The organism is Rhodospirillaceae bacterium, assembly GCA_002728255.1.
Lineage (GTDB): Bacteria > Pseudomonadota > Alphaproteobacteria > UBA7887 > UBA7887.
In genome coordinates this window covers 1-17,609 of the sequence record PBWV01000053.1, presented here as the reverse complement: position 1 = coordinate 17,609, position 17,609 = coordinate 1, and the positions used below count along the sequence as shown (strand labels likewise).

At 47.8% G+C, this 17,609-nt stretch carries 19 protein-coding genes and 1 tRNA gene; 14 read left to right on the top strand and 6 right to left on the bottom strand.

Annotation, left to right across the window (positions count from 1 at the left end; translation table 11 throughout):
- Positions 1-170: 170 nt before the first annotated feature.
- The gene (locus tag CMM32_12500; GenBank protein MBT07705.1) at positions 171-803 is read right to left on the bottom strand and encodes a hypothetical protein; all 633 of its coding nucleotides are present in this window, start codon (positions 801-803) and stop codon (positions 171-173) included.
- Positions 804-974: 171 nt separating this feature from the next.
- On the opposite strand from CMM32_12500, the gene CMM32_12495 reads away from it, so the two are divergent.
- A complete protein-coding gene (locus CMM32_12495; GenBank protein MBT07704.1) occupies positions 975-2,504 on the top strand; it encodes a hypothetical protein in 1,530 nt (509 codons plus the stop codon).
- Positions 2,505-2,530: 26 nt separating this feature from the next.
- Here the strand turns inward: CMM32_12495 and CMM32_12490 are convergent, their stop codons facing one another.
- Complete coding sequence (locus tag CMM32_12490) at positions 2,531-3,142, bottom strand: SCO family protein (protein MBT07703.1); 612 nt, start codon at positions 3,140-3,142, stop codon at positions 2,531-2,533.
- A 168-nt stretch (positions 3,143-3,310) separates the two neighbouring features.
- Here CMM32_12490 and CMM32_12485 point away from each other — a divergent pair, with 168 nt between their 5' ends.
- Both CMM32_12485 and CMM32_12480 read left to right on the top strand, forming a co-directional pair.
- On the top strand, positions 3,311-3,688 hold the full coding sequence (locus CMM32_12485) for a hypothetical protein (GenBank protein MBT07702.1): 378 nt from the start codon (positions 3,311-3,313) through the stop codon (positions 3,686-3,688).
- Between the two features lie 3 nt (positions 3,689-3,691).
- The gene (locus CMM32_12480; protein MBT07701.1) at positions 3,692-4,564 is read left to right on the top strand and encodes an alpha/beta hydrolase; all 873 of its coding nucleotides are present in this window, start codon (positions 3,692-3,694) and stop codon (positions 4,562-4,564) included.
- A gap of 46 nt (positions 4,565-4,610) precedes the next feature.
- Here CMM32_12480 and CMM32_12475 read toward each other — a convergent pair whose 3' ends face one another.
- Both CMM32_12475 and CMM32_12470 read right to left on the bottom strand, forming a co-directional pair.
- A complete protein-coding gene (locus CMM32_12475; protein MBT07700.1) occupies positions 4,611-6,458 on the bottom strand; it encodes a transcriptional initiation protein Tat in 1,848 nt (615 codons plus the stop codon).
- A gap of 120 nt (positions 6,459-6,578) precedes the next feature.
- A tRNA-Ser gene (locus tag CMM32_12470) sits at positions 6,579-6,667 on the bottom strand.
- A 161-nt stretch (positions 6,668-6,828) separates the two neighbouring features.
- On the opposite strand from CMM32_12470, the gene rplU reads away from it, so the two are divergent.
- The 11 genes from rplU (at position 6,829) to CMM32_12415 (ending at position 16,701) form a co-directional block, all read left to right on the top strand.
- The gene (gene rplU / locus CMM32_12465) at positions 6,829-7,254 is read left to right on the top strand and encodes a 50S ribosomal protein L21 (protein MBT07699.1); all 426 of its coding nucleotides are present in this window, start codon (positions 6,829-6,831) and stop codon (positions 7,252-7,254) included.
- Between the two features lie 3 nt (positions 7,255-7,257).
- Positions 7,258-7,515, top strand: a complete 258-nt coding sequence (locus CMM32_12460) for a 50S ribosomal protein L27 (GenBank protein ID MBT07698.1) — start codon at positions 7,258-7,260, stop codon at positions 7,513-7,515.
- 70 nt (positions 7,516-7,585) lie between these two features.
- Positions 7,586-8,617, top strand: a complete 1,032-nt coding sequence (obgE, locus tag CMM32_12455; protein MBT07697.1) for a GTPase ObgE — start codon at positions 7,586-7,588, stop codon at positions 8,615-8,617.
- A complete protein-coding gene (locus CMM32_12450) occupies positions 8,617-9,771 on the top strand; it encodes a glutamate 5-kinase (protein MBT07696.1) in 1,155 nt (384 codons plus the stop codon). Before obgE ends, CMM32_12450 begins: the two co-directional genes overlap by 1 nt.
- On the top strand, positions 9,758-11,041 hold the full coding sequence (locus tag CMM32_12445) for a glutamate-5-semialdehyde dehydrogenase (GenBank protein MBT07695.1): 1,284 nt from the start codon (positions 9,758-9,760) through the stop codon (positions 11,039-11,041). Before CMM32_12450 ends, CMM32_12445 begins: the two co-directional genes overlap by 14 nt.
- Positions 11,038-11,658, top strand: coding sequence for a nicotinate-nucleotide adenylyltransferase (locus CMM32_12440; GenBank protein ID MBT07694.1), 621 nt, complete (start codon positions 11,038-11,040; stop codon positions 11,656-11,658). The genes CMM32_12445 and CMM32_12440 overlap by 4 nt, the downstream gene beginning before the upstream one ends.
- A gap of 84 nt (positions 11,659-11,742) precedes the next feature.
- Positions 11,743-12,084: a ribosome silencing factor gene (gene rsfS, locus CMM32_12435; GenBank protein ID MBT07693.1), complete on the top strand. Its 342-nt coding sequence runs from the start codon at positions 11,743-11,745 to the stop codon at positions 12,082-12,084.
- A gap of 57 nt (positions 12,085-12,141) precedes the next feature.
- Positions 12,142-13,668 carry a phosphoglycerate mutase (2,3-diphosphoglycerate-independent) gene (locus CMM32_12430; GenBank protein MBT07692.1) on the top strand — a complete coding sequence of 509 codons (1,527 nt, stop codon included), beginning with the start codon at positions 12,142-12,144 and terminating at the stop codon, positions 13,666-13,668.
- A 16-nt stretch (positions 13,669-13,684) separates the two neighbouring features.
- Positions 13,685-14,908, top strand: a complete 1,224-nt coding sequence (locus CMM32_12425) for a hypothetical protein (GenBank protein ID MBT07691.1) — start codon at positions 13,685-13,687, stop codon at positions 14,906-14,908.
- Positions 14,905-16,191: a peptidase S41 gene (locus CMM32_12420; GenBank protein MBT07690.1), complete on the top strand. Its 1,287-nt coding sequence runs from the start codon at positions 14,905-14,907 to the stop codon at positions 16,189-16,191. Before CMM32_12425 ends, CMM32_12420 begins: the two co-directional genes overlap by 4 nt.
- Positions 16,192-16,230: 39 nt before the next feature.
- A complete protein-coding gene (locus tag CMM32_12415) occupies positions 16,231-16,701 on the top strand; it encodes an RNA pyrophosphohydrolase (protein MBT07689.1) in 471 nt (156 codons plus the stop codon).
- A 27-nt stretch (positions 16,702-16,728) separates the two neighbouring features.
- On the opposite strand, the gene CMM32_12410 is transcribed toward CMM32_12415, so the two are convergent.
- Together CMM32_12410 and CMM32_12405 are read right to left on the bottom strand one after the other, a co-directional pair.
- On the bottom strand, positions 16,729-17,154 hold the full coding sequence (locus CMM32_12410; protein MBT07688.1) for a hypothetical protein: 426 nt from the start codon (positions 17,152-17,154) through the stop codon (positions 16,729-16,731).
- 4 nt (positions 17,155-17,158) lie between these two features.
- Entirely contained in the window at positions 17,159-17,587 is a 429-nt protein-coding gene (locus CMM32_12405) for a YeeE/YedE family protein (protein ID MBT07687.1), read from the bottom strand.
- Positions 17,588-17,609: the final 22 nt, after the last annotated feature.

Sequence of the window (17,609 nt, the reverse complement as noted above, 5' to 3'; positions counted from 1 at the left end):
TAGAAAGCAAGATGTACATTGTCTTCGACATCGCTCCAGCCACGCATTGCGCTTATGCCCTTAAAGTCTTGAAGCGCATCTGGTAGGTGCTCGGACTGGTACCACTTATCAAAAGCCTCTCGGTTCTCTTCTTTGACTTTAGCGCGGACGATCAGATATGCGGACATTTGTCAGGCTGTAGTGCTGGGCCGTGCAGAAAATTCCTGGTGCCATCGATAGGTGTTGGGGAATTTTCCTTCTAGGTCCATCTCAAAAGCTGTCGCCATGGTTGTGGCGAAAAAACAAGTGATATCTGCAACACTAATTTTGGCGCCGGCAATAAACGCATTATCAGAAAGGTGGGGGTCCAGCCGTCCAAAGAATATCTCCAGCATTTCTTTCCCCCGTTGCACTACTGCAGGGGACTGCTCGATATCGGTTCGTGTTCCTGGAACGACCCGCCCTTTAAACATGGGAATAGAGTTACGGGCGGCATGGAGTGCTGGGTAGAAGCCGTCTAGCTCTACTCTTCTATTCCACATGTCAATTACGGCACGTTCTTCTGAGTTTTGGCCAAATAAAGAGGGCGTTGGATTTAGCTCCTCAAGGTACCGGCAAATACTAATGGATTCTGCTATCACCGTACCGTTATCGAGTTCTAGGAAGGGCACACAGTGAAAAGGGTTCATGGTTGTAAATGGTTCTTTGTATTGCGCTCCATCACGTACATCAAGTTCCACAGTCGGGACCTGGATGCCTTTTTCGTGCAAAAAAATGCGGACGCGCTTGGCGCTAGCAGCTGGGCCAAAATCGTAGAGTTTCATATTGGAGGTTCCTCGTGTGAAGATGCAAACATGTAAATGGCTGGCGCTTTGCTGGGGTGGTGGCTAGACTTGTAAGGGTAGTTTATATGTGTGGGCTGAAAATGCCAACGCTCTAATGACGTTATTGGCACAGGCGGGGCGGAGGGCTTTGCTGTCAAGGGGGATTCAAATATGGCACAGCAACTGCGATTCGACGATGAAACAGAAGATCTGGTGGGGTTGATCGAGCAAACGAAGCCTGATGAAATAATTGCGGAAACATACACACGATTGTCTAAGGGTGAATCAAAAGAACGACTTTTGGCGGCGGCAGCTCTGGCCGTCAGCCGTTCGACAGTGTTGCCTGCTTCTCATCACGGCGGCCCTGTTCATCCGGTTTCCGGAATATACTCAGTGGAGGCCTTATCAAAACGCAATGTTGGCGAAAAAGGGTTTTTCCCAGTAATCCAGAGTGTGGCACTTGCTAATAAGCACATTCACTCTCCATCCATGGGGCCTAATATACTGGTGCAATTTGATATTGCTGAGTTTAGGGAGATGGATGATGAAAGTTTGTTGGCTGGTTTTCAGGCGGCCCTAGAACAACGCATGTCAACTTTGGCTGAGAAATATTTGGTTTTATTGTTAAGGAGGGTTCCCGCTGGCACAATAATGGATTCACTTTTGAAGATTGCAATTCCCCGAAACGCGTTAGACGACCATTATTTTTTGTATACGGTTTTTGCTTTCCGTGCCTTGGAAATAATTGGTTGGCAATATGCGGAAGCGATCTTGCGACCACCGGTTAGGTTTTTGTGTCGACATCCGAAGTTAGAGCATGCGGGAGGGGAGCGTGGGGAAATTATTGAGGATGGAATTTCCTTGTATAAGAGGTTTGAAGATTTTGAACAATTGATCGTAGAAAAGGGCTTAGATGTTGCAGAAATCAAAGTCCAAACATGTGAGGATGAAACGGTTGCGGTCGATCAACTTGCGTCGGAGGTGGATTCTATCTCCAATATTGCCGATATCGTACAACCGGTGATAGCTCAGTTGGCAGGGGGCTTGTCGATGATGGGCGTCCTCGAAGGCTTGTCATTGGGGGGCGCACGTCGATATTTGAGATCCAATACAGGTAACCCTTTTGACGTGCATCTCCATACGGGCATTAATGCCAGGCGGTACCTATTGTCCGTAGAGGGATTAAGCCAGAAGGCCAGATTGTTGACATTGCTGTCTTGGGGACAGGGATACGAAATTCGCCACTTGGACAGGACATTGCAGTGGGACCCTACACGAGTATCCTTGCTAACTGAGTTGCCAGAAGGTGGTAGTGAGCAAGAAGCAATCGATTCTATTGCCAAGCATCTTGAGTGTCAGCAGCAGTTTGATCTCAATACATTGGAGGGGTCTATAGCAGAACTCCGGGCTCCGGAAAGCGTCCTTCATATTACAAAGATGGCCGACGACTACCTGAAGCGCGGCCATGATCCAGAGGCGTTATTTAAGTTTTTAGCTTTTGACGTTTGTAAAGATGATCAGTCGGAAATGCATGCATATAAAATGCAGCAAGCCGCTTATGAAGAATATACCCATAGTCGCAAGCGCTTTCGCGATGTGCACCTTTTGGCCGCGGTGAAACATGCTGCAACAGTGGCACGTTTGGGTCCCCGCACTGTATATCCGGAAGTCTGCTCGCTTCTGCAAGGACTTAATTCATAGAAAAATGGCGATTTTTGTCGGTTGCCCTACTTACTGGCAGTGAGAAACTGACGAAGTTTTACTAAAGAATTCTCCCGACTTTCTTGGTACTTTAGAGTATCGCGGAGAATACCGTTGGCATCAATTAGGTAAACGGATGCTGTATGATCGATTGTATAATCAGTACCTTCTAGTGGCACGATTTTTGTATATACCTTCCAATTTTTCAGTAGCTTTTTAATTTCATCTGACGAGCCTGTAATACCTGTTATTGTCCCGTTAAAGTTTGCTAAGTGCTCCTTCATTACCTCTGGAGTATCTCTTAAGGGGTCCACAGTGATAAAGAATCCAGGTAGCGCGAATCCTTCCTGAGATAGAGTGCTCAGATACTGATCAAGGGTCCATAAGGTGGTGGGACATATGTCTGGGCAATGGGTAAACCCAAAAAAAAGCGCTGCAGGGCTCCCCTGAAGGATTTTCTCAGTGATAGGGTTGCCATAGTGATCGATTAGATTAAATTTAGCGGACGCCAAGGTGGTTTTTGGCACCAATTCTAGAGAACTGCCTGGAGTTGGAGCATTGGGTTGCCAGATTGCCATCAAGATACCAACCGCGGGAATGCATAACCAAAGACTTAACCTAAAAACACGTCGATTCATTGGCCGTCGGGTAAATGGCTTGGAGGGCTTTCATACAAACAAATATCTAACCTCTCTTCCAGAGAGACTGACGAGTTTATTATATCCATAGCAGAGTAGTATAAAGGCTGGGGCCGGTTTGCCCAAATAATGTTTTTCCTTTTATTGATAAAGGGTGGGGGATGAGGTGTGCTTGATAAGCTTATAAAAAGACTGCCGGATTTTGTAAATCGGGACGCACGCTTAATATGGCGTGGGCGCCACTTAACAACAACCTTTCTCTTAAAAAGTAGTCAGGTCGAATATTTCATTAGTATTCGTGGAGGTGAGATCTGTCAACTGGTGGCTGGTCCACAGCTTATGAGGCCATCAGCTTTTACCATAAAAGCATCCGATGAGGCATGGTTGAAACATTGGATGAAATTTCCTCCATCGGGATGGCACGATATTTTTGCGATGGTGAAAATTGAAGAGGCAAGTATTGAAGGCGATTTATATCCAATGATGTCTAACCTCCGCTACATAAAAGAGTTGATTGCTTTGCCTAGGAAGATGGAGAGGGGCTGAGGCATGGAAATTGGAAGATATAAGCTAGAGCCCATCATAGGTCGATATGTGCATGTCGAAATTGATGGCCAAAAAAACCGCATATACTTTGAGGAAAGTACACTTTCGGATGACAAAGCTATTCCAGTTGTTTGTCTTCACACGGCTGGGTCGGACAGTTCTCAATTTCGGCATCTTTTGGTCGATAAGGAGATCGCAGCTGACTTTAGAATGATTGCCTTCGATATGCCGTGGCATGGTAAAAGCCTTCCGCCGGTAGGATATCAGGACCAAGAGTATCGGCTGACGACAGAACTGTATCTGGATACAGTTGACTCTTTCCTTGCGGCTATTGGGGCCAGGGATCCGGTTGTCATGGGCTGTTCTATGGGCGGGCGGCTTGTTATTGAGCTCGCCCGTCGGTACGGACAAAAACTTCGCGCTGTTATTGGTCTTGAGGCATCTGATTACCAGGCTCCGTGGTATGATACAGACTGGCTTAATAGGCCGGATGTTCATGGTGGAGAGATATGCTCTGCTTTAATTTCGGGTTTGGTTGCCCCGCAGAGCCCCGATGAGTTCCGATGGGAGACTTTATGGGGTTACTTGTCTGGTGGGCCGGGTGTTTTCAAGGGAGATTTACATTTTTATAGGGAGGATAGTGACTATAGAGATCGCTCGTCCGAAGTAGATACAGAGCTCTGTCCACTATATCTGTTGACAGGCGAATATGATTTTTCTTGCACTCCTGAAGACACTAAGCGGACAGGAGAAAGTATCCCGGGTGCCAAGGTTACAATAATGGAAAAATTAGGACACTTTCCAATGTCGGAAAATCCGCAGCTGTTCCGAAGTTATCTTCTGCCTATTCTGGAAGATATTGCTAGTTTCGAATAGGTGCCCGTTTTTCCGGCGCCTTCAGCGGATTTATCAGAGATTGAAACTACCCAATCATTTTCCCATCGTCTCGGGTTACGGCGATGATGGACGAGCGGGGGACACTCTGCTTGCCACCGGGGAAATGACTATGACCACGTTCGCCGGGGTGCTGGATTCCTACGAACATGGTTTTTCTATCTATACTCCAAGTAATACCAGTAACTTCGCACTCCTTTGGTCCAACTAGAAAGCGTTTAATTTCCCCCGTATTGGTATCGGCTACGAGCATTTGGTTGTTACCCATCTCAACGAAGTCGCCGTCATTCGAATAATTTCCATCGGTTTGGATCCACAATCGCCCGCGGCTATCAAAAGCTAGCCCATCGGGAGAATTAAATACATTAGTTGGATCGATGTTTGGTGATCCAGCATTCGGCCCTGAGTGGACATAAGGGTTCCCTGCAAGGGCAAAAATGTCCCAGGTAAAATTGGAGTTGGTATGGTCATCTTCATCCGGCCGCCATTTAATTATGTGTCCATATATATTGTTCGGCCGCGGATTGGCACCATTTACGGGGGTTTCGTCTCCGCCGGAATTAGTTTTTCTACCGCGATTTTTGTTATTAGTGAGGCAACAATAGATAGTGTTATCATGGGGGTGAATTGCAATCCATTCCGGGCGATCCATAGTGGTTGCTCCAACTAGGGAGCCGGCTTTTCGTGTATGTACGCAAATATCCGCCTGAGACGACATTCCCGTTGATTCAGGTGTGAGTTCGAGCCACTTTCCTCGTTCGTTGTTTTCAAATTTTGCGACGTAAAGAGACCCGCTCTCTAGGATTTTCGAGTTGTCCGCATCTGGGTGGAAAACGGCGTCACTGACAAATCTATACAAAAACTCGCCCCGCTCATCGTCTCCCATATAGACCACGATACGATTGTCTTTATTGACTGTGATTGCTGCGTTCTCATGTTTGAATCTTCCCAGTGCTGAGTGTTTTCTGGGGATGGAACTGGGATCCAAGGGATCCACCTCTACGATATATCCAAAGCGGTTTATTTCATTTGGGTGCTTAGCAATATCAAAACGCTCATCATGGCGATACCAACCATAACCGCGATCAGTCGTTCTTATGCCATAACGGCGAAATTCTGTGCTTAGGTTGTACTCGCGGTCAGAGGAAGCAAAAAATAGATTGAAGTTCTCTTCGCAGGATAGATAGGTGTTCCATGGTGTTCGGCCGCTTCCACAATTATTTAAAGTGCCTAAAGGGAAATCGCCGTTTTGGTCTAGGCTTGTGATGGTAAGGTTTGTTTGAGCCGCAGGCCCAGTCAGTTTCATGGGAGTTTGAGCGGTAATACGCCTATTAAGAGGAGAATCCTTGGTGACGGACCAGTTTCCATTTAAGAGGGAAACTTCCATTATAGTAATCCCTATCGCCGCTTGTCCTTTCTGAACATCTGCGGATGTTTCAGGCATCTTGGATACGCGATTACCATACATAATGGGAAGGTTCAAATATTCGTTGTTAATAGCTAGGATTGTCCTAGAATCACTTACGAATAGCTCCATCCCATCGTTGTTGTCGCCAAAGGCAAGTTTTTGACTCTGTGCGGAACCTCGCGTTTGTTCATCAAAGCGTTCGCCATGCGACCATAAAGGGTCTCCCCAGCTCGCTACTATATGCCAACTATGTCCTCGCGGAACCGTTACGGTGTCCAGGAGATTGGTTGGAACAGCCTCAAAGTCTAACACTTTCTCTGAAGGGATTTCGTTGATGGCCTGTGCTCCTGGCGCCAAGGCTAATCTCATTCCACCAACCGCGCCGCAACCAATCAAAAGCTGTCTGCGGTTCAATACCTTATTTAGGATTAGGGAAAAGTCGGTTTCGGTATTTTGGCTTATAGGCATATCGTCTCTGTGCTTGTTAAGGCCTTTTATTGGCGATTTACGGCAGGTCGCAAAGACTCCTTGGTGCTTTGCATAGGAAGATGGGGGTAAGTCATGATGTCCTTAGTTTAATTACCAGCGTGGCGGAGGGGGTGGGATTTGAACCCACGGTACCCATAGGGCACAACGGTTTTCGAGACCGCCCCGTTCGACCACTCCGGCACCCCTCCAAGAACCAATAGTCGACCTTAGTAGAAGGGCTCATACACAGCAAGACAGACCTTTGTTTTCTTTAGTCTTTCTAAGGCGTTGACACACAGAGGGGGGCGAGTATATTTCGCTGTCCCATCTATAATTTTATGCCTTAGAGATTGGCGAGGTTTTCGACTATATGTATGCTGTTATTAAAACCGGGGGAAAGCAGTACAAGGTTACTGAAGGCGATGTGGTTAGGGTTGAAAAACTGGCCCTAGACGCTGGCCAGGTTGTGGCATTTGATGAGGTGTTGATGCTTGGAGATGGTGAAACCAGTCAGATAGGTTCGCCAAATGTGGTCGGAGCGTCTGTAAAGGCTACGGTTTTGGAGCAAGAGCGAGCTGATAAAATAGTCGTATTTAAGAAGCGGAGACGCCAAAACTCACGGCAGAAAAACGGACATCGGCAGGCTGTTACTGTAGTCCGCGTGACAGATATTTTGGGAGGGCCTAAGAAAAGAAAGGCCGCAAGTAAGAAATCAGCTGCAAGCTCAACAAAGAAGACCCGAGTGGCGAAGTCTAAGAAGGCAGAAGCTGAAGAAAAATCTGCATCAGAGGAATAGAATATGGCCCATAAAAAAGCAGGCGGAAGTTCCAGGAATGGTCGTGATTCGGCGGGCAGAAGGCTTGGTGTGAAAAAATATGGGGGAGAGATAGTGGTGCCGGGCAACATTATTGTTCGACAGCGCGGAACTAAGTTCCATCCTGGCGATAATGTGGGCATGGGTAAAGACCATACTCTGTTTGCTCTTACTCAGGGACAGGTGGAGTTTAGAGTGAGGAAAAGTGGGCGGACGTTTGTTTCTGTTCATGTTGGAGACTAAATAACTGCCGAACAAGAAGGCGCGGGCGTGATCCTCGCCCTGAATAGGCCCGTTCGGTTGGGGCCAAATAATGAAGTTTCTGGACCAAGCAAAAATCTTCGTAAAGGCTGGGGATGGCGGTAATGGTTGTGTGGCCTTCCGTCGCGAGAAGTATGTTGAGCATGGAGGGCCTGCCGGTGGCGACGGGGGTTGTGGCGGCGATGTGTGGGTCGAGGCTACGTCGGGGCTAAATACCCTTATAGATTTTCGTTATAAGCAGCACTTGAGAGCAGAACGAGGCCATGATGGTGGTGGGAAAGATAGGACCGGAGCATCGGGTCAAGACCTAGTTTTTCTAGTACCATTGGGCACGCAGGTGCTGGCGGAAGATGGGACAACGCTTCTAGCTGATCTGACAGAAGTGGGCGAACGAACCATTATTGCACGGGGAGGTAAGGGTGGCCGTGGTAACTCTGCTTTCAAAACTTCTACTAATCGGGCTCCCCGCCAGTTTGAGGCGGGCATCAAGGTCGATGAGGTTGCGCTTTGGCTGAAGTTAAAACTGCTTGCTGATGCAGGGTTAGTTGGGCTCCCCAATGCTGGGAAGTCCACTCTTCTACGAGCGTCTTCCCGGGCTAAACCAAAGATTGGGGATTATCCGTTTACTACACTTCATCCTAATCTTGGTGTAGTTAGCTTCGGAGAGGACGAGTTTGTGCTGGCGGATGTCCCTGGATTAATCGAGGGAGCCAACCAGGGGAAGGGGTTGGGACACCAGTTTCTTGGTCACGTCGAGCGTTGCGGTGTTTTGGTACACGTCATAGATGTTTTGCAGAATAACATCTTGGCGCAGTATGACTTGGTGCGCAATGAGCTTGTAGCCCATAGTCCGACATTAGCGGAGAAGGAAGAGGTGGTTGTGCTCAACAAGTGTGATGCATTGGAGACCGGTGCTGCAGAGGAGGTCGCGGCCTGTTTTCGGGAACACACCTTATCCCCTATTCATCTAGTTTCTGCAGTATCTGGATATGGTATTTGGAAGTTGATGGGAGATTTGCAGGCGAAGGTTCAGGCTTACCGCAATCAATATAGTAATGCTGTCCCAAAAGAGTGGCATCCATGATGGATAGGGGTAGCCTGCTCAATAAGGAAAGAATTGTTGTTAAGATAGGGTCGTCTCTTCTTACAGAAGGTGGATCTGGCCAACTGCGTTGGGATTGGCTTCGTGACCTTGTAGTCGATGTCATCGAATTAAAGAAGGTTGGCTGCGATGTGCTGTTGGTCTCTTCTGGGGCGGTAGCGCTGGGCCAGGGTCATTTAGGCATTCGACGAAGTGTCTTAAAATTAGAGGAGAAACAGGCGTCTGCTGCGGTAGGGCAAATTCTTTTGGCCAACGCCTACACGGAAGTGTTTGGCTCACATCATTTGACGGTGGCTCAACTACTTTTAACTCTTGGCGATACCGAAGGACGTCGCCAGTATCTTAACGCAAGAAATACAATGGAGACGCTTCTTCGGCTCGGTGCAATCCCGTTGATAAATGAGAATGATACGGTTGCGACGCAGGAAATTAGATTTGGTGACAATGATCGCCTGGCGGCCCGAGTTGCAGAAATGGCGAACGCAGATTTATTGATATTGCTGAGTGATATTGATGGTTTATACACAAATGATCCTCGGCTTGGCGCCAGCTCTGAGCACATACCCTTTGTTAATAAGATTTCTGAAGAAATTGAATCTATGGCGGGTCCAAGTAGGTCAAATATTGGGTCAGGTGGAATGAAGACAAAAATTGAAGCCGCAAAGATTGCGACTGCGGCTGGGTGTAGCGTAATAATTGCCTCAGGACGTTCGGGTCGAATTCTTTCAGAGCTGGAGGATTCAAGTCTTCGGTGCACCTGGTTTGCGGCACAACAGTCCCCGGTTGCGGCGCGCAAGAGGTGGATTGGAAATAATTTAAGATCTGGTGGCTGCCTGGTGCTTGACGGGGGCGCACAAAAGGCATTGTTGGCGGGGAAAAGCTTGTTGCCTGCGGGGGTGCTCAGGGCCGAGGGTCGTTTTGACAGAGGCGATGCAGTAGCTCTTGTAAGTGAAAGTGGGGAGAGGGTTGGCGCTGGTATATGTGCTTACTCTTCGGCAGATATTGAGCGTATTAGAGGTCACAAAACTAGTGAGATTGCCTCTATACTGGGGTACGTTGGTCGGGAGGAAGTTGTTCATCGCAAAGACCTAGTGTTGCAAAATGAGCTTGTGGGTACAAACCATGGCGAACGATAAGGCAAGAGAAGCTGTTCATGTAGTTGACCTCATGGATCGTATGGGGGCGGATGCCAGGTCTGCCTCGGCAGAGCTGGCTACGGCTAGTACTGTGGCCAAGAACCATGCTCTACATTCAGCGGCAACGGCTATTCGTTCAAATGCTGAGGCCATCCTATCTGCCAATAATGTTGACCTAGATGATGTTAAGAGCGGAAATGCAGATCCTGCCTTTGTAGATCGGTTGGAACTGACAGCTGACCGGATCTCTTCTATGGCAGATGGACTGGATGAGGTGGCAGAATTGGCGGATCCGGTGGGGGAAGTTATGGATAGCTGGGTTCGTCCCAATGGGCTGCGTATTTCCAGGGTCCGGGTGCCATTGGGTGTTATTGGTATAATTTATGAGTCGCGGCCAAACGTTACAGCGGATGCTGGAGCGTTGTGTATAAAGTCCGGTAATGCGGCTATTTTGCGAGGTGGTTCAGAGAGTTTCAACTCGTCCCAAGCTATTGCGGCTTGCTTGTCAGAAGGGTTGCAAGCAGCTGATTTGCGTGCTGATTGTGTTCAGCTTGTTCCCACCCGGAGTAGAGAGGCTGTGGGCCAAATGCTAGGAATGACTGAGTATATAGATGTTATCGTGCCGAGAGGTGGTAGGTCTTTGACTGAGCGGGTGAGCCAAGAAAGTAAAGTAGCGGTACTTAAACATCTAGATGGTATTTGCCACATTTATCTAGATGCTGCGGCCGATCCGATCAAGGCAGAAATGATCACGGTGAATGCCAAAATGCGGCGGACGGGAATTTGTGGAGCTGCTGAAACTATTTTGGTCCATAAGGATGCAGTGCAAACGGCTTTACCTGGTGTTGTAAAAGGCCTCCTTGAAAGCGGTTGCGAAGTGCGGGGCGATGCTCTGACACAGCTGCTCGACGATCGGGTGCTTGCTGCCACAGTGGAGGACTGGGATACAGAGTATCTGGCTCCTATCATATCGATCAAGGTTGTAGGGGGGTTGCAGGATGCAATTCAGCATATCGGGAAGCATGGGTCTCATCATACAGATAGTATCATTACTGAAGATCCTGGCTCCGCGGAGGAATTTATGAACCGGGTTGATAGTGGCATTGTCCTTCATAATGCGTCCACTCAGTTTGCAGATGGAGGGGAGTTTGGAATGGGGGCAGAGATAGGTATTTCAACTGGAAAGTTGCATGCTCGCGGCCCAGTGGGTGTGGAACAGCTTACTAGTTACAAATATTTGGTCCACGGGGAAGGCCAGGTGCGGCCCTGAGCGAGCTTCAGCGATTGTTGTCAAATTTGCCGCCTGGTGATGCCAAAGTGGGATTGCTTGGTGGTTCATTTAATCCGGCTCATGGTGGACACAGGCATATTAGCGAACTCGCGCTAAGGAGGCTGGTCCTTGATCGTGTTTGGTGGTTGGTTTCTCCACAAAATCCCTTAAAGGAACAATCTGGAATGGCGCCGTTAGAGGCGCGGTGTGCTAAGGCTACCTCCATTGCGCAACACCATCGTATTGATGTCACGGGCTTGGAGCGTGAATTTAAGACTGTGTACACGATTGATACAATCAGAAAATTGAAACTAGATGCGTCCCATGTGACCTTTGTCTGGATAATGGGAGCCGATAATCTTATTGAAGTTCCTCGATGGAAGGATTGGCGATCTCTTTTCAAACATGTTCCCATTGCTATTTTTGACAGGGCTAATTACGCTCGCGAAGCGTTAGGCTCGGAGGCAGCAAGGACGTTTGCACGGGCTAGGGTTTCGGATCGCAATTCGGGGGGCCTGCTTACTAAGGATCTTCCAGCATGGGTGTTTGTAAGGTCAGAGTTGCATCCTGCCTCTGCAACTAGTATTCGTAGCCATGGGTTATGGGGTTGGCGTTAATTTAATGAGTGTTGGATATTTTTGTGCCTAAATTGTGCTCTTCTGAGGGAGCGGTAATAGTGTAATGGATTGGACGATAGGATATTGCATATAGATCTCCGAAAAGCAGTCGAAGTTAGCCTCGAGGAGGATAAAGCAGAAGATATTTGCGTAATCAACTTAGCAGGAAAGAGCACCATAGCTGAATATATGGTTATTGCTACGGGCCGTTCTAAGAGGCACCTTACGTCAATAGCGGATCGCCTCGCGGAACGGCTAAAAGTAGCTGGAATATCGCCAATTGGCGTAGAGGGGAAGGGTGAGGCAGATTGGATATTATTGGACTTAGGCGATGTCATTGTGCAGCTATTCAGACAAGAAGTCCGAGAATTTTATGAGCTTGAAAGAATGTGGGCGGCTGTTTTGCCCGAAACCGCGAATACCTAGTGGCGGTGGTATCGGAATGGCCCTCTGCCAGGAAGGTTGGGAAAGGGTGGTCGTTACATGAGTCCCCCTGTTGTCTTGTGTATTTTGGATGGCTGGGGATGTAGGGATACCACTGCAGATAATGCCATAGCACTTGCTAAAACCCCTAATTGGGATAAGTATTTACGCTCTTGTCCCCATAGTGTGCTAGAGGCCTCTGAAGAGGATGTAGGATTACCGGCAGGACAAATGGGTAATTCAGAAGTAGGGCACATGAATATCGGGTCGGGTCGGGTAGTTATGCAGGATCTGCCAAGGATTGACAGGGCCATCTTAGATGGTCAGTTCCATCGTAATGGAGCCCTCAAACAGTTTTCTGATTCCTTGTTAAAGACAAACAAATTGTGCCATTTGATTGGGCTTGTATCACCCGGCGGCGTCCATTCACATCAGAAACATATAATTGAACTGGCTAAAATTCTTAGCAAAAGATCAATCAGCGTCAAAATCCATGCTCTGCTAGATGGACGTGATACAGCCCCGCAGAGTGGTCTGGAATATTTAAGGGAAGTAGAGAATAGTATAGGATGCATAAAAAATGCTTCGGTGGCCTCTGTTGGTGGACGTTACTTTGGTATGGATCGCGATCAGCGTTGGGATCGAGTCCAACTGGCCTACAATGCTATTATGAGCGGTTCGGGGCCTAGATTTGCATCCGTAGGGACGGCAATTGAATCAAGTTATCGGGAGGGGTCTTCGGACGAGTTTATTGTTCCAGCCGTTATTGGAGACTTCTCTGGAGTTCAGACTGGGGACGGTTTGCTTATGGCTAATTTTAGAGCTGATAGAGTCCGACAACTTTTGGATGCTCTGGTTGATCCCGAGTTTGACAGTTTTTCGACTAGTGGAAGGGCCGTTTTTGCTGCGAAACTTGGAATAACAACTTATTCACAGCGGTTATCGAGTTTAATGGCTACGATGTTTCCTTCAGAATCTATAGAAAAGACCATTGGGGAAGTTGTTGCCACAAATGGGTTTCGTCAATTTCGAATTGCCGAGACGGAGAAGTATGCCCATGTAACTTTCTTCTTAAACGGGGGCCGTGAGGCCCCTTACGTGGGTGAGGATAGAATTCTAGTGCCTTCTCCAAAGGTCCCCACGTATGACCAAAAGCCGGAGATGTCTGCGGGTAAGGTCGCTGATGAGTTGGTGAGAGCCTTGCAGTGCAGGCAATATGAGTTTTTGGTTGTTAACTTTGCTAATACTGACATGGTAGGTCACACTGGGAATCTCCAGGCGGCAATCAAGGCGGTCGAAGTGGTCGATGGTTGCTTGGGGAAAATCGTGGCTGCAACAGATGCCCTGGGTGGAAAAGTATTTGTGACTGCTGACCATGGAAACGCAGAACAAATGATCAGTCCTCATACAAACGATATACATACTGCACATACTACTAATAAGGTCCCCTTCCTCATTACTGGAAGCAAAGAACTTTCATTGTCTAATGGTAAACTTTCAGACATAGCTCCTACCATTCTCCATACTATGGGAATGGCTGTTCCAAAGGAAATGACTGGTAAAGTCTTAGTTCAACAACCAGGTTAGGGGCGCAGGTCTGCTCATGTGCGGTAATATCTGTCGTACGATAATGTGGGTTCTTACGATGGCAGCTTGTTGGTTTGGGTCATCCGCGATAGCTACTGATATAGATCCGTTGGATATACCACCTCCTATTACCATAATTGAAGAAATGGGTGACAGCCTAAATAGTGGGAAGGACCGGGAAATAGCTTTAAGAGCGCAGGTGAAAAGTTTGAGCTCTGAGATCATATTTATAAGCACAAAAATTAGAAACCTGAGAGAATTGATCCAGGGAAAGGAAGCACAAATTCAGAGGACAAAGCGGGACCTAGAGGAGGTTGATGTGCCATACCGCCTGGGTGAGGAAGATATCTTGCTGCATGAGCGTGGGTTTCAGGCTTCTATCGTGGCCTTATTTTTGGTTAGGAGGCACGCAAGCCATTATTCTCCAAATATGAACACGCAGAATCGCGCAGGGCTGTTGAGGTTGGCTACACTAGCAGGCATGGCGGAGGGCTTAAAGCGGCAAAAGGAAGCTATTTCTGCCAGTGTCAAATCATTAAAAAGTTTACGTGCGAGATATTTTGAGGAGACCAATGCATTAGTTGAGTCAAAGAGGATGTTAGAGTTACAGAGAGCCGATTTAGAAGCATTGTTGCATCGTAAATCAAGCTTGCAGGCTATCGTGTTTTCTGAACATAAGAAAGCAGATGAAAAATTGGCCCGATTAGCGGCAAAGGCTAACGACCTTCAGCAATTAATGGAGGTTTTGGACTCCCCTGCGAATGCCCTTGAGGACAGTGCGCAAGAGAAAGGCTCGAAGTATTCACCCAGCGCTGACTTGGCGAAGCACAATTTGGCTCTCATGCCGACAGTTAATTCTTATTTGGACCTAGGGAAGGTTGTAAGAGAATTTGGTGCGCGTCGGGGAAATGGTCCTACAAGCCAGGGTATTCACATAAAAATTGAGAACGTCTCAGACGTCGTTAGTCTCCGACCTGGTAAAGTTGTTTTTTCAGGAACTTTCAGAACATATGGTCTGCTCTTGATAATTGAGCATGGCCGAGGATATCATAGTTTGCTTTCGGGTTTTGGCCGAATTTATGGTCAGGTGGGTGATTTTGTAAGAGCGGGCGAACCTGTTGGGCTGATGGACGATTCAACGGGCAGAGAGTCTGTTCTTTACGTGGAAGTTCGTCGGAAGGGGAAGCCGATAAATCCAACTGGTTGGTTGGATCAAATAGATCGAGAGGTTAGAGGATGAGCCGCTTTTTTTTATGGACCGCAGTCGTCTTTTTGTATTTTGTGCCAGCCCAAATTGGGGAGACCACCGATACAGAGACCTACCGACAACTTAATATGTTTGGCGATGTGTTTGAGCGTGTCAGGGCGGAATACGTTGAAGAGGTTGAGGATTCTGCTCTTATAGAGGCAGCGATCCAAGGAATGCTAAGCTCCCTAGATCCTCATTCTACTTTCTTGAGCGCCGATGCTTATGGAGAGATGCAGGTGAATACTAAGGGGGAATTTGGTGGGCTTGGTATAGAGGTGACTATGGAGGGTGGAGTCGTAAAGGTCGTCTCACCAATTGATGACACCCCTGCTCATCGAGCCGGAATCCAACCGGGAGACCTAATTATAGGGATTGATGGGGAGCAGGTGTTCGGACTAACTCTAGGGGAAGCTGTCGATCGTATGAGGGGTCCAGTGCAGTCAGAAATTATAGTGACTGTGAAACGGGAGGGTATCGAGCAGCCATTTGATGTAAGCATTATTCGAGATATAATTCGCATAAGATCCGTAAAGGCGAGGGCAGAGGAAGACGTGGCGGTAATCCGGATTACTTCATTTAATGAGCAGACGGATGGTGGAGTCGAGAGAGCCATGAAAAATCTTTTGCTGGAGATTGGGCAAGACCTTCAAGGTGTTGTTATAGACCTTCGAAATAATCCAGGGGGTCTTCTGGACCAAGCTATTTCTGTGTCCGACGCCTTTCTCGACAAGGGAGAGATTGTTTCAACTAGGGGACGTGGAAGTCGCGGTGGGCAGAGATTTAATGCGCGCTCAGGTGATATTGCAGAAGGTCTTCCAATAGTGGTTCTCATTAATGGCGGCTCTGCATCTGCATCGGAGATTGTTGCTGGAGCTCTCCAAGACCATAAGAGAGCAATTATATTAGGCACGAGGTCGTTTGGTAAGGGGTCCGTCCAAACGATCATCCCCCTTCCTGGTGAGGCTGCTATGCGTCTTACCACCGCAAGGTACTATACGCCCTCCGGCCGCTCTATCCAGGCCACTGGTATTGAGCCAGATATTTTTGTCGAGGCTGGGACTATTGAGATAGCATCCGATTCGGAGCGGCGAAGAGAAGGAGATTTACGGGGAAGGCTAGATTCAGAGAGTGGCGACAGCGAAGTTAATAACGGACCTGAAGGCACCGGTGATCAAGTTCTCGATGATGAACGTGAGAAAACTTTGTTAGACTATCAAATGCAACGGGCTCTAGACTTAATTCGTGGGGTTGCTCTGTTTGAGGATCGTATCTAGGCGAATATGATGGTTATTTGTATACCTTCCTTCCACTAAATGACGAAGAAGTTATATCGCCCTGGGGTTGGAATAATGTTGATAAATGCCAACCGGCATATTTTCATGGGACGTCGTATTGGCGTTGCCGTTGGTGGATGGCAGATGCCGCAAGGTGGGATTGATGAACAGGAAGATATTCGCTCGGCGGCCCTCCGGGAACTTTACGAAGAGGCCGGAATTAATAAAGTAGATATATTAGAAATTTCAAAGCGATGGTTTAGTTATGAATTGCCGCTTTCAATGGCAGTCGACCCATGGAGGGGAAAGTATGTGGGTCAGCGACAGAAATGGTTTGCGATGGCCTATACGGGACGAGATTCGGAGATTAATTTGGATGCTAGCGGACACCCGGAATTTGATGCATGGGAGTGGATGCCGCCTGCTAGATGTTTGCAAGAGATCATTAGTTTTAAAAAGTCACTATATGAATCCGTGTTCGCAGAATTTGACTGTTGGCTGATTCCCTAGGTCTAGCTTAGCATTGACGCAAATAAATTAGAATATTCTGAGGGCTTTAGTGAAGCTGTTGGCCAGGGTCACTCCCGCGACCATAGCGGCGACAAAAATAAGGCTAGAAGGCAAGCCGTAAGCTATGGAAGCAATTGCGGGGCCGGGGCACAAGCCCACCAAACCCCAGCCACATCCAAATATTAGTCCACCTATTATAAGCTGGCTGTCGATACCACTTTCATTCGGCGTTGGAAAATTATTTGTAAACATCGGACTTTGACGTTTAAGTACAAAGAAAAATCCAGGCGCTGCCACTAGCAAGGCACCTATCATCACGAACGCGAGGCTGGGGTCCCATTTTCCCGCAATATCAAGAAAACCGAGAACTTTGATAGGGTTAACCATCTGTGAGATGCAAAGTCCAAGACCAAATACAAGGCCCGAAAAAAGTATGCATATGGATCTTAACATGTCCTCAGCCTCCAAGTACGTGTCTTAAAAAGTAGACAGTGGCTATGCCGGCAGTCATGAAAGCGATCGTTGCCACAAGTGAACGTGTTGATTTTCTTGCCAACCCGCAGATTCCATGCCCACTGGTACACCCACTACCAAGAGCGGTTCCAAACCCAGTGAGAATACCGCCGGTGACTAGAAGCATTAGGGGTGCTTCGATGGTAATCGAGGTGATCGTGCCAGGTGATATGCGGTAGAGCAATGCGCCGCCAATTAGCCCGCCTAGAAATAAGATGCATTGCCCGCGCTGTTGAATAGATTCATTAATTAATGCACCTTGCACCAGTCCGCTAATTCCCGCCGTTTTTCCACTCGATAGGAGCAGGAATACGGCGGATAGTCCAATAAGGATACCTCCGGCTAAGGCGCTAAAGGGCGTAAAGTTATGAATGTCCATGTCAGATCCCTTATTA

Coding starts and splice junctions, on each gene's coding strand:
- CMM32_12500 (MBT07705.1), bottom strand. CDS start 803: ATGAAACTCTACGATTTTGGCCCAGCTGCTAGCGCCAAGCGCGTCCGC.
- CMM32_12495 (MBT07704.1), top strand. CDS start 975: ATGGCACAGCAACTGCGATTCGACGATGAAACAGAAGATCTGGTGGGG.
- CMM32_12490 (MBT07703.1), bottom strand. CDS start 3,142: ATGAATCGACGTGTTTTTAGGTTAAGTCTTTGGTTATGCATTCCCGCG.
- CMM32_12480 (MBT07701.1), top strand. CDS start 3,692: ATGGAAATTGGAAGATATAAGCTAGAGCCCATCATAGGTCGATATGTG.
- CMM32_12475 (MBT07700.1), bottom strand. CDS start 6,458: ATGCCTATAAGCCAAAATACCGAAACCGACTTTTCCCTAATCCTAAAT.
- rplU (MBT07699.1), top strand. CDS start 6,829: ATGTATGCTGTTATTAAAACCGGGGGAAAGCAGTACAAGGTTACTGAA.
- CMM32_12460 (MBT07698.1), top strand. CDS start 7,258: ATGGCCCATAAAAAAGCAGGCGGAAGTTCCAGGAATGGTCGTGATTCG.
- obgE (MBT07697.1), top strand. CDS start 7,586: ATGAAGTTTCTGGACCAAGCAAAAATCTTCGTAAAGGCTGGGGATGGC.
- CMM32_12450 (MBT07696.1), top strand. CDS start 8,617: ATGGATAGGGGTAGCCTGCTCAATAAGGAAAGAATTGTTGTTAAGATA.
- CMM32_12445 (MBT07695.1), top strand. CDS start 9,758: ATGGCGAACGATAAGGCAAGAGAAGCTGTTCATGTAGTTGACCTCATG.
- CMM32_12430 (MBT07692.1), top strand. CDS start 12,142: ATGAGTCCCCCTGTTGTCTTGTGTATTTTGGATGGCTGGGGATGTAGG.
- CMM32_12425 (MBT07691.1), top strand. CDS start 13,685: ATGTGCGGTAATATCTGTCGTACGATAATGTGGGTTCTTACGATGGCA.
- CMM32_12420 (MBT07690.1), top strand. CDS start 14,905: ATGAGCCGCTTTTTTTTATGGACCGCAGTCGTCTTTTTGTATTTTGTG.
- CMM32_12415 (MBT07689.1), top strand. CDS start 16,231: ATGACGAAGAAGTTATATCGCCCTGGGGTTGGAATAATGTTGATAAAT.
- CMM32_12410 (MBT07688.1), bottom strand. CDS start 17,154: ATGTTAAGATCCATATGCATACTTTTTTCGGGCCTTGTATTTGGTCTT.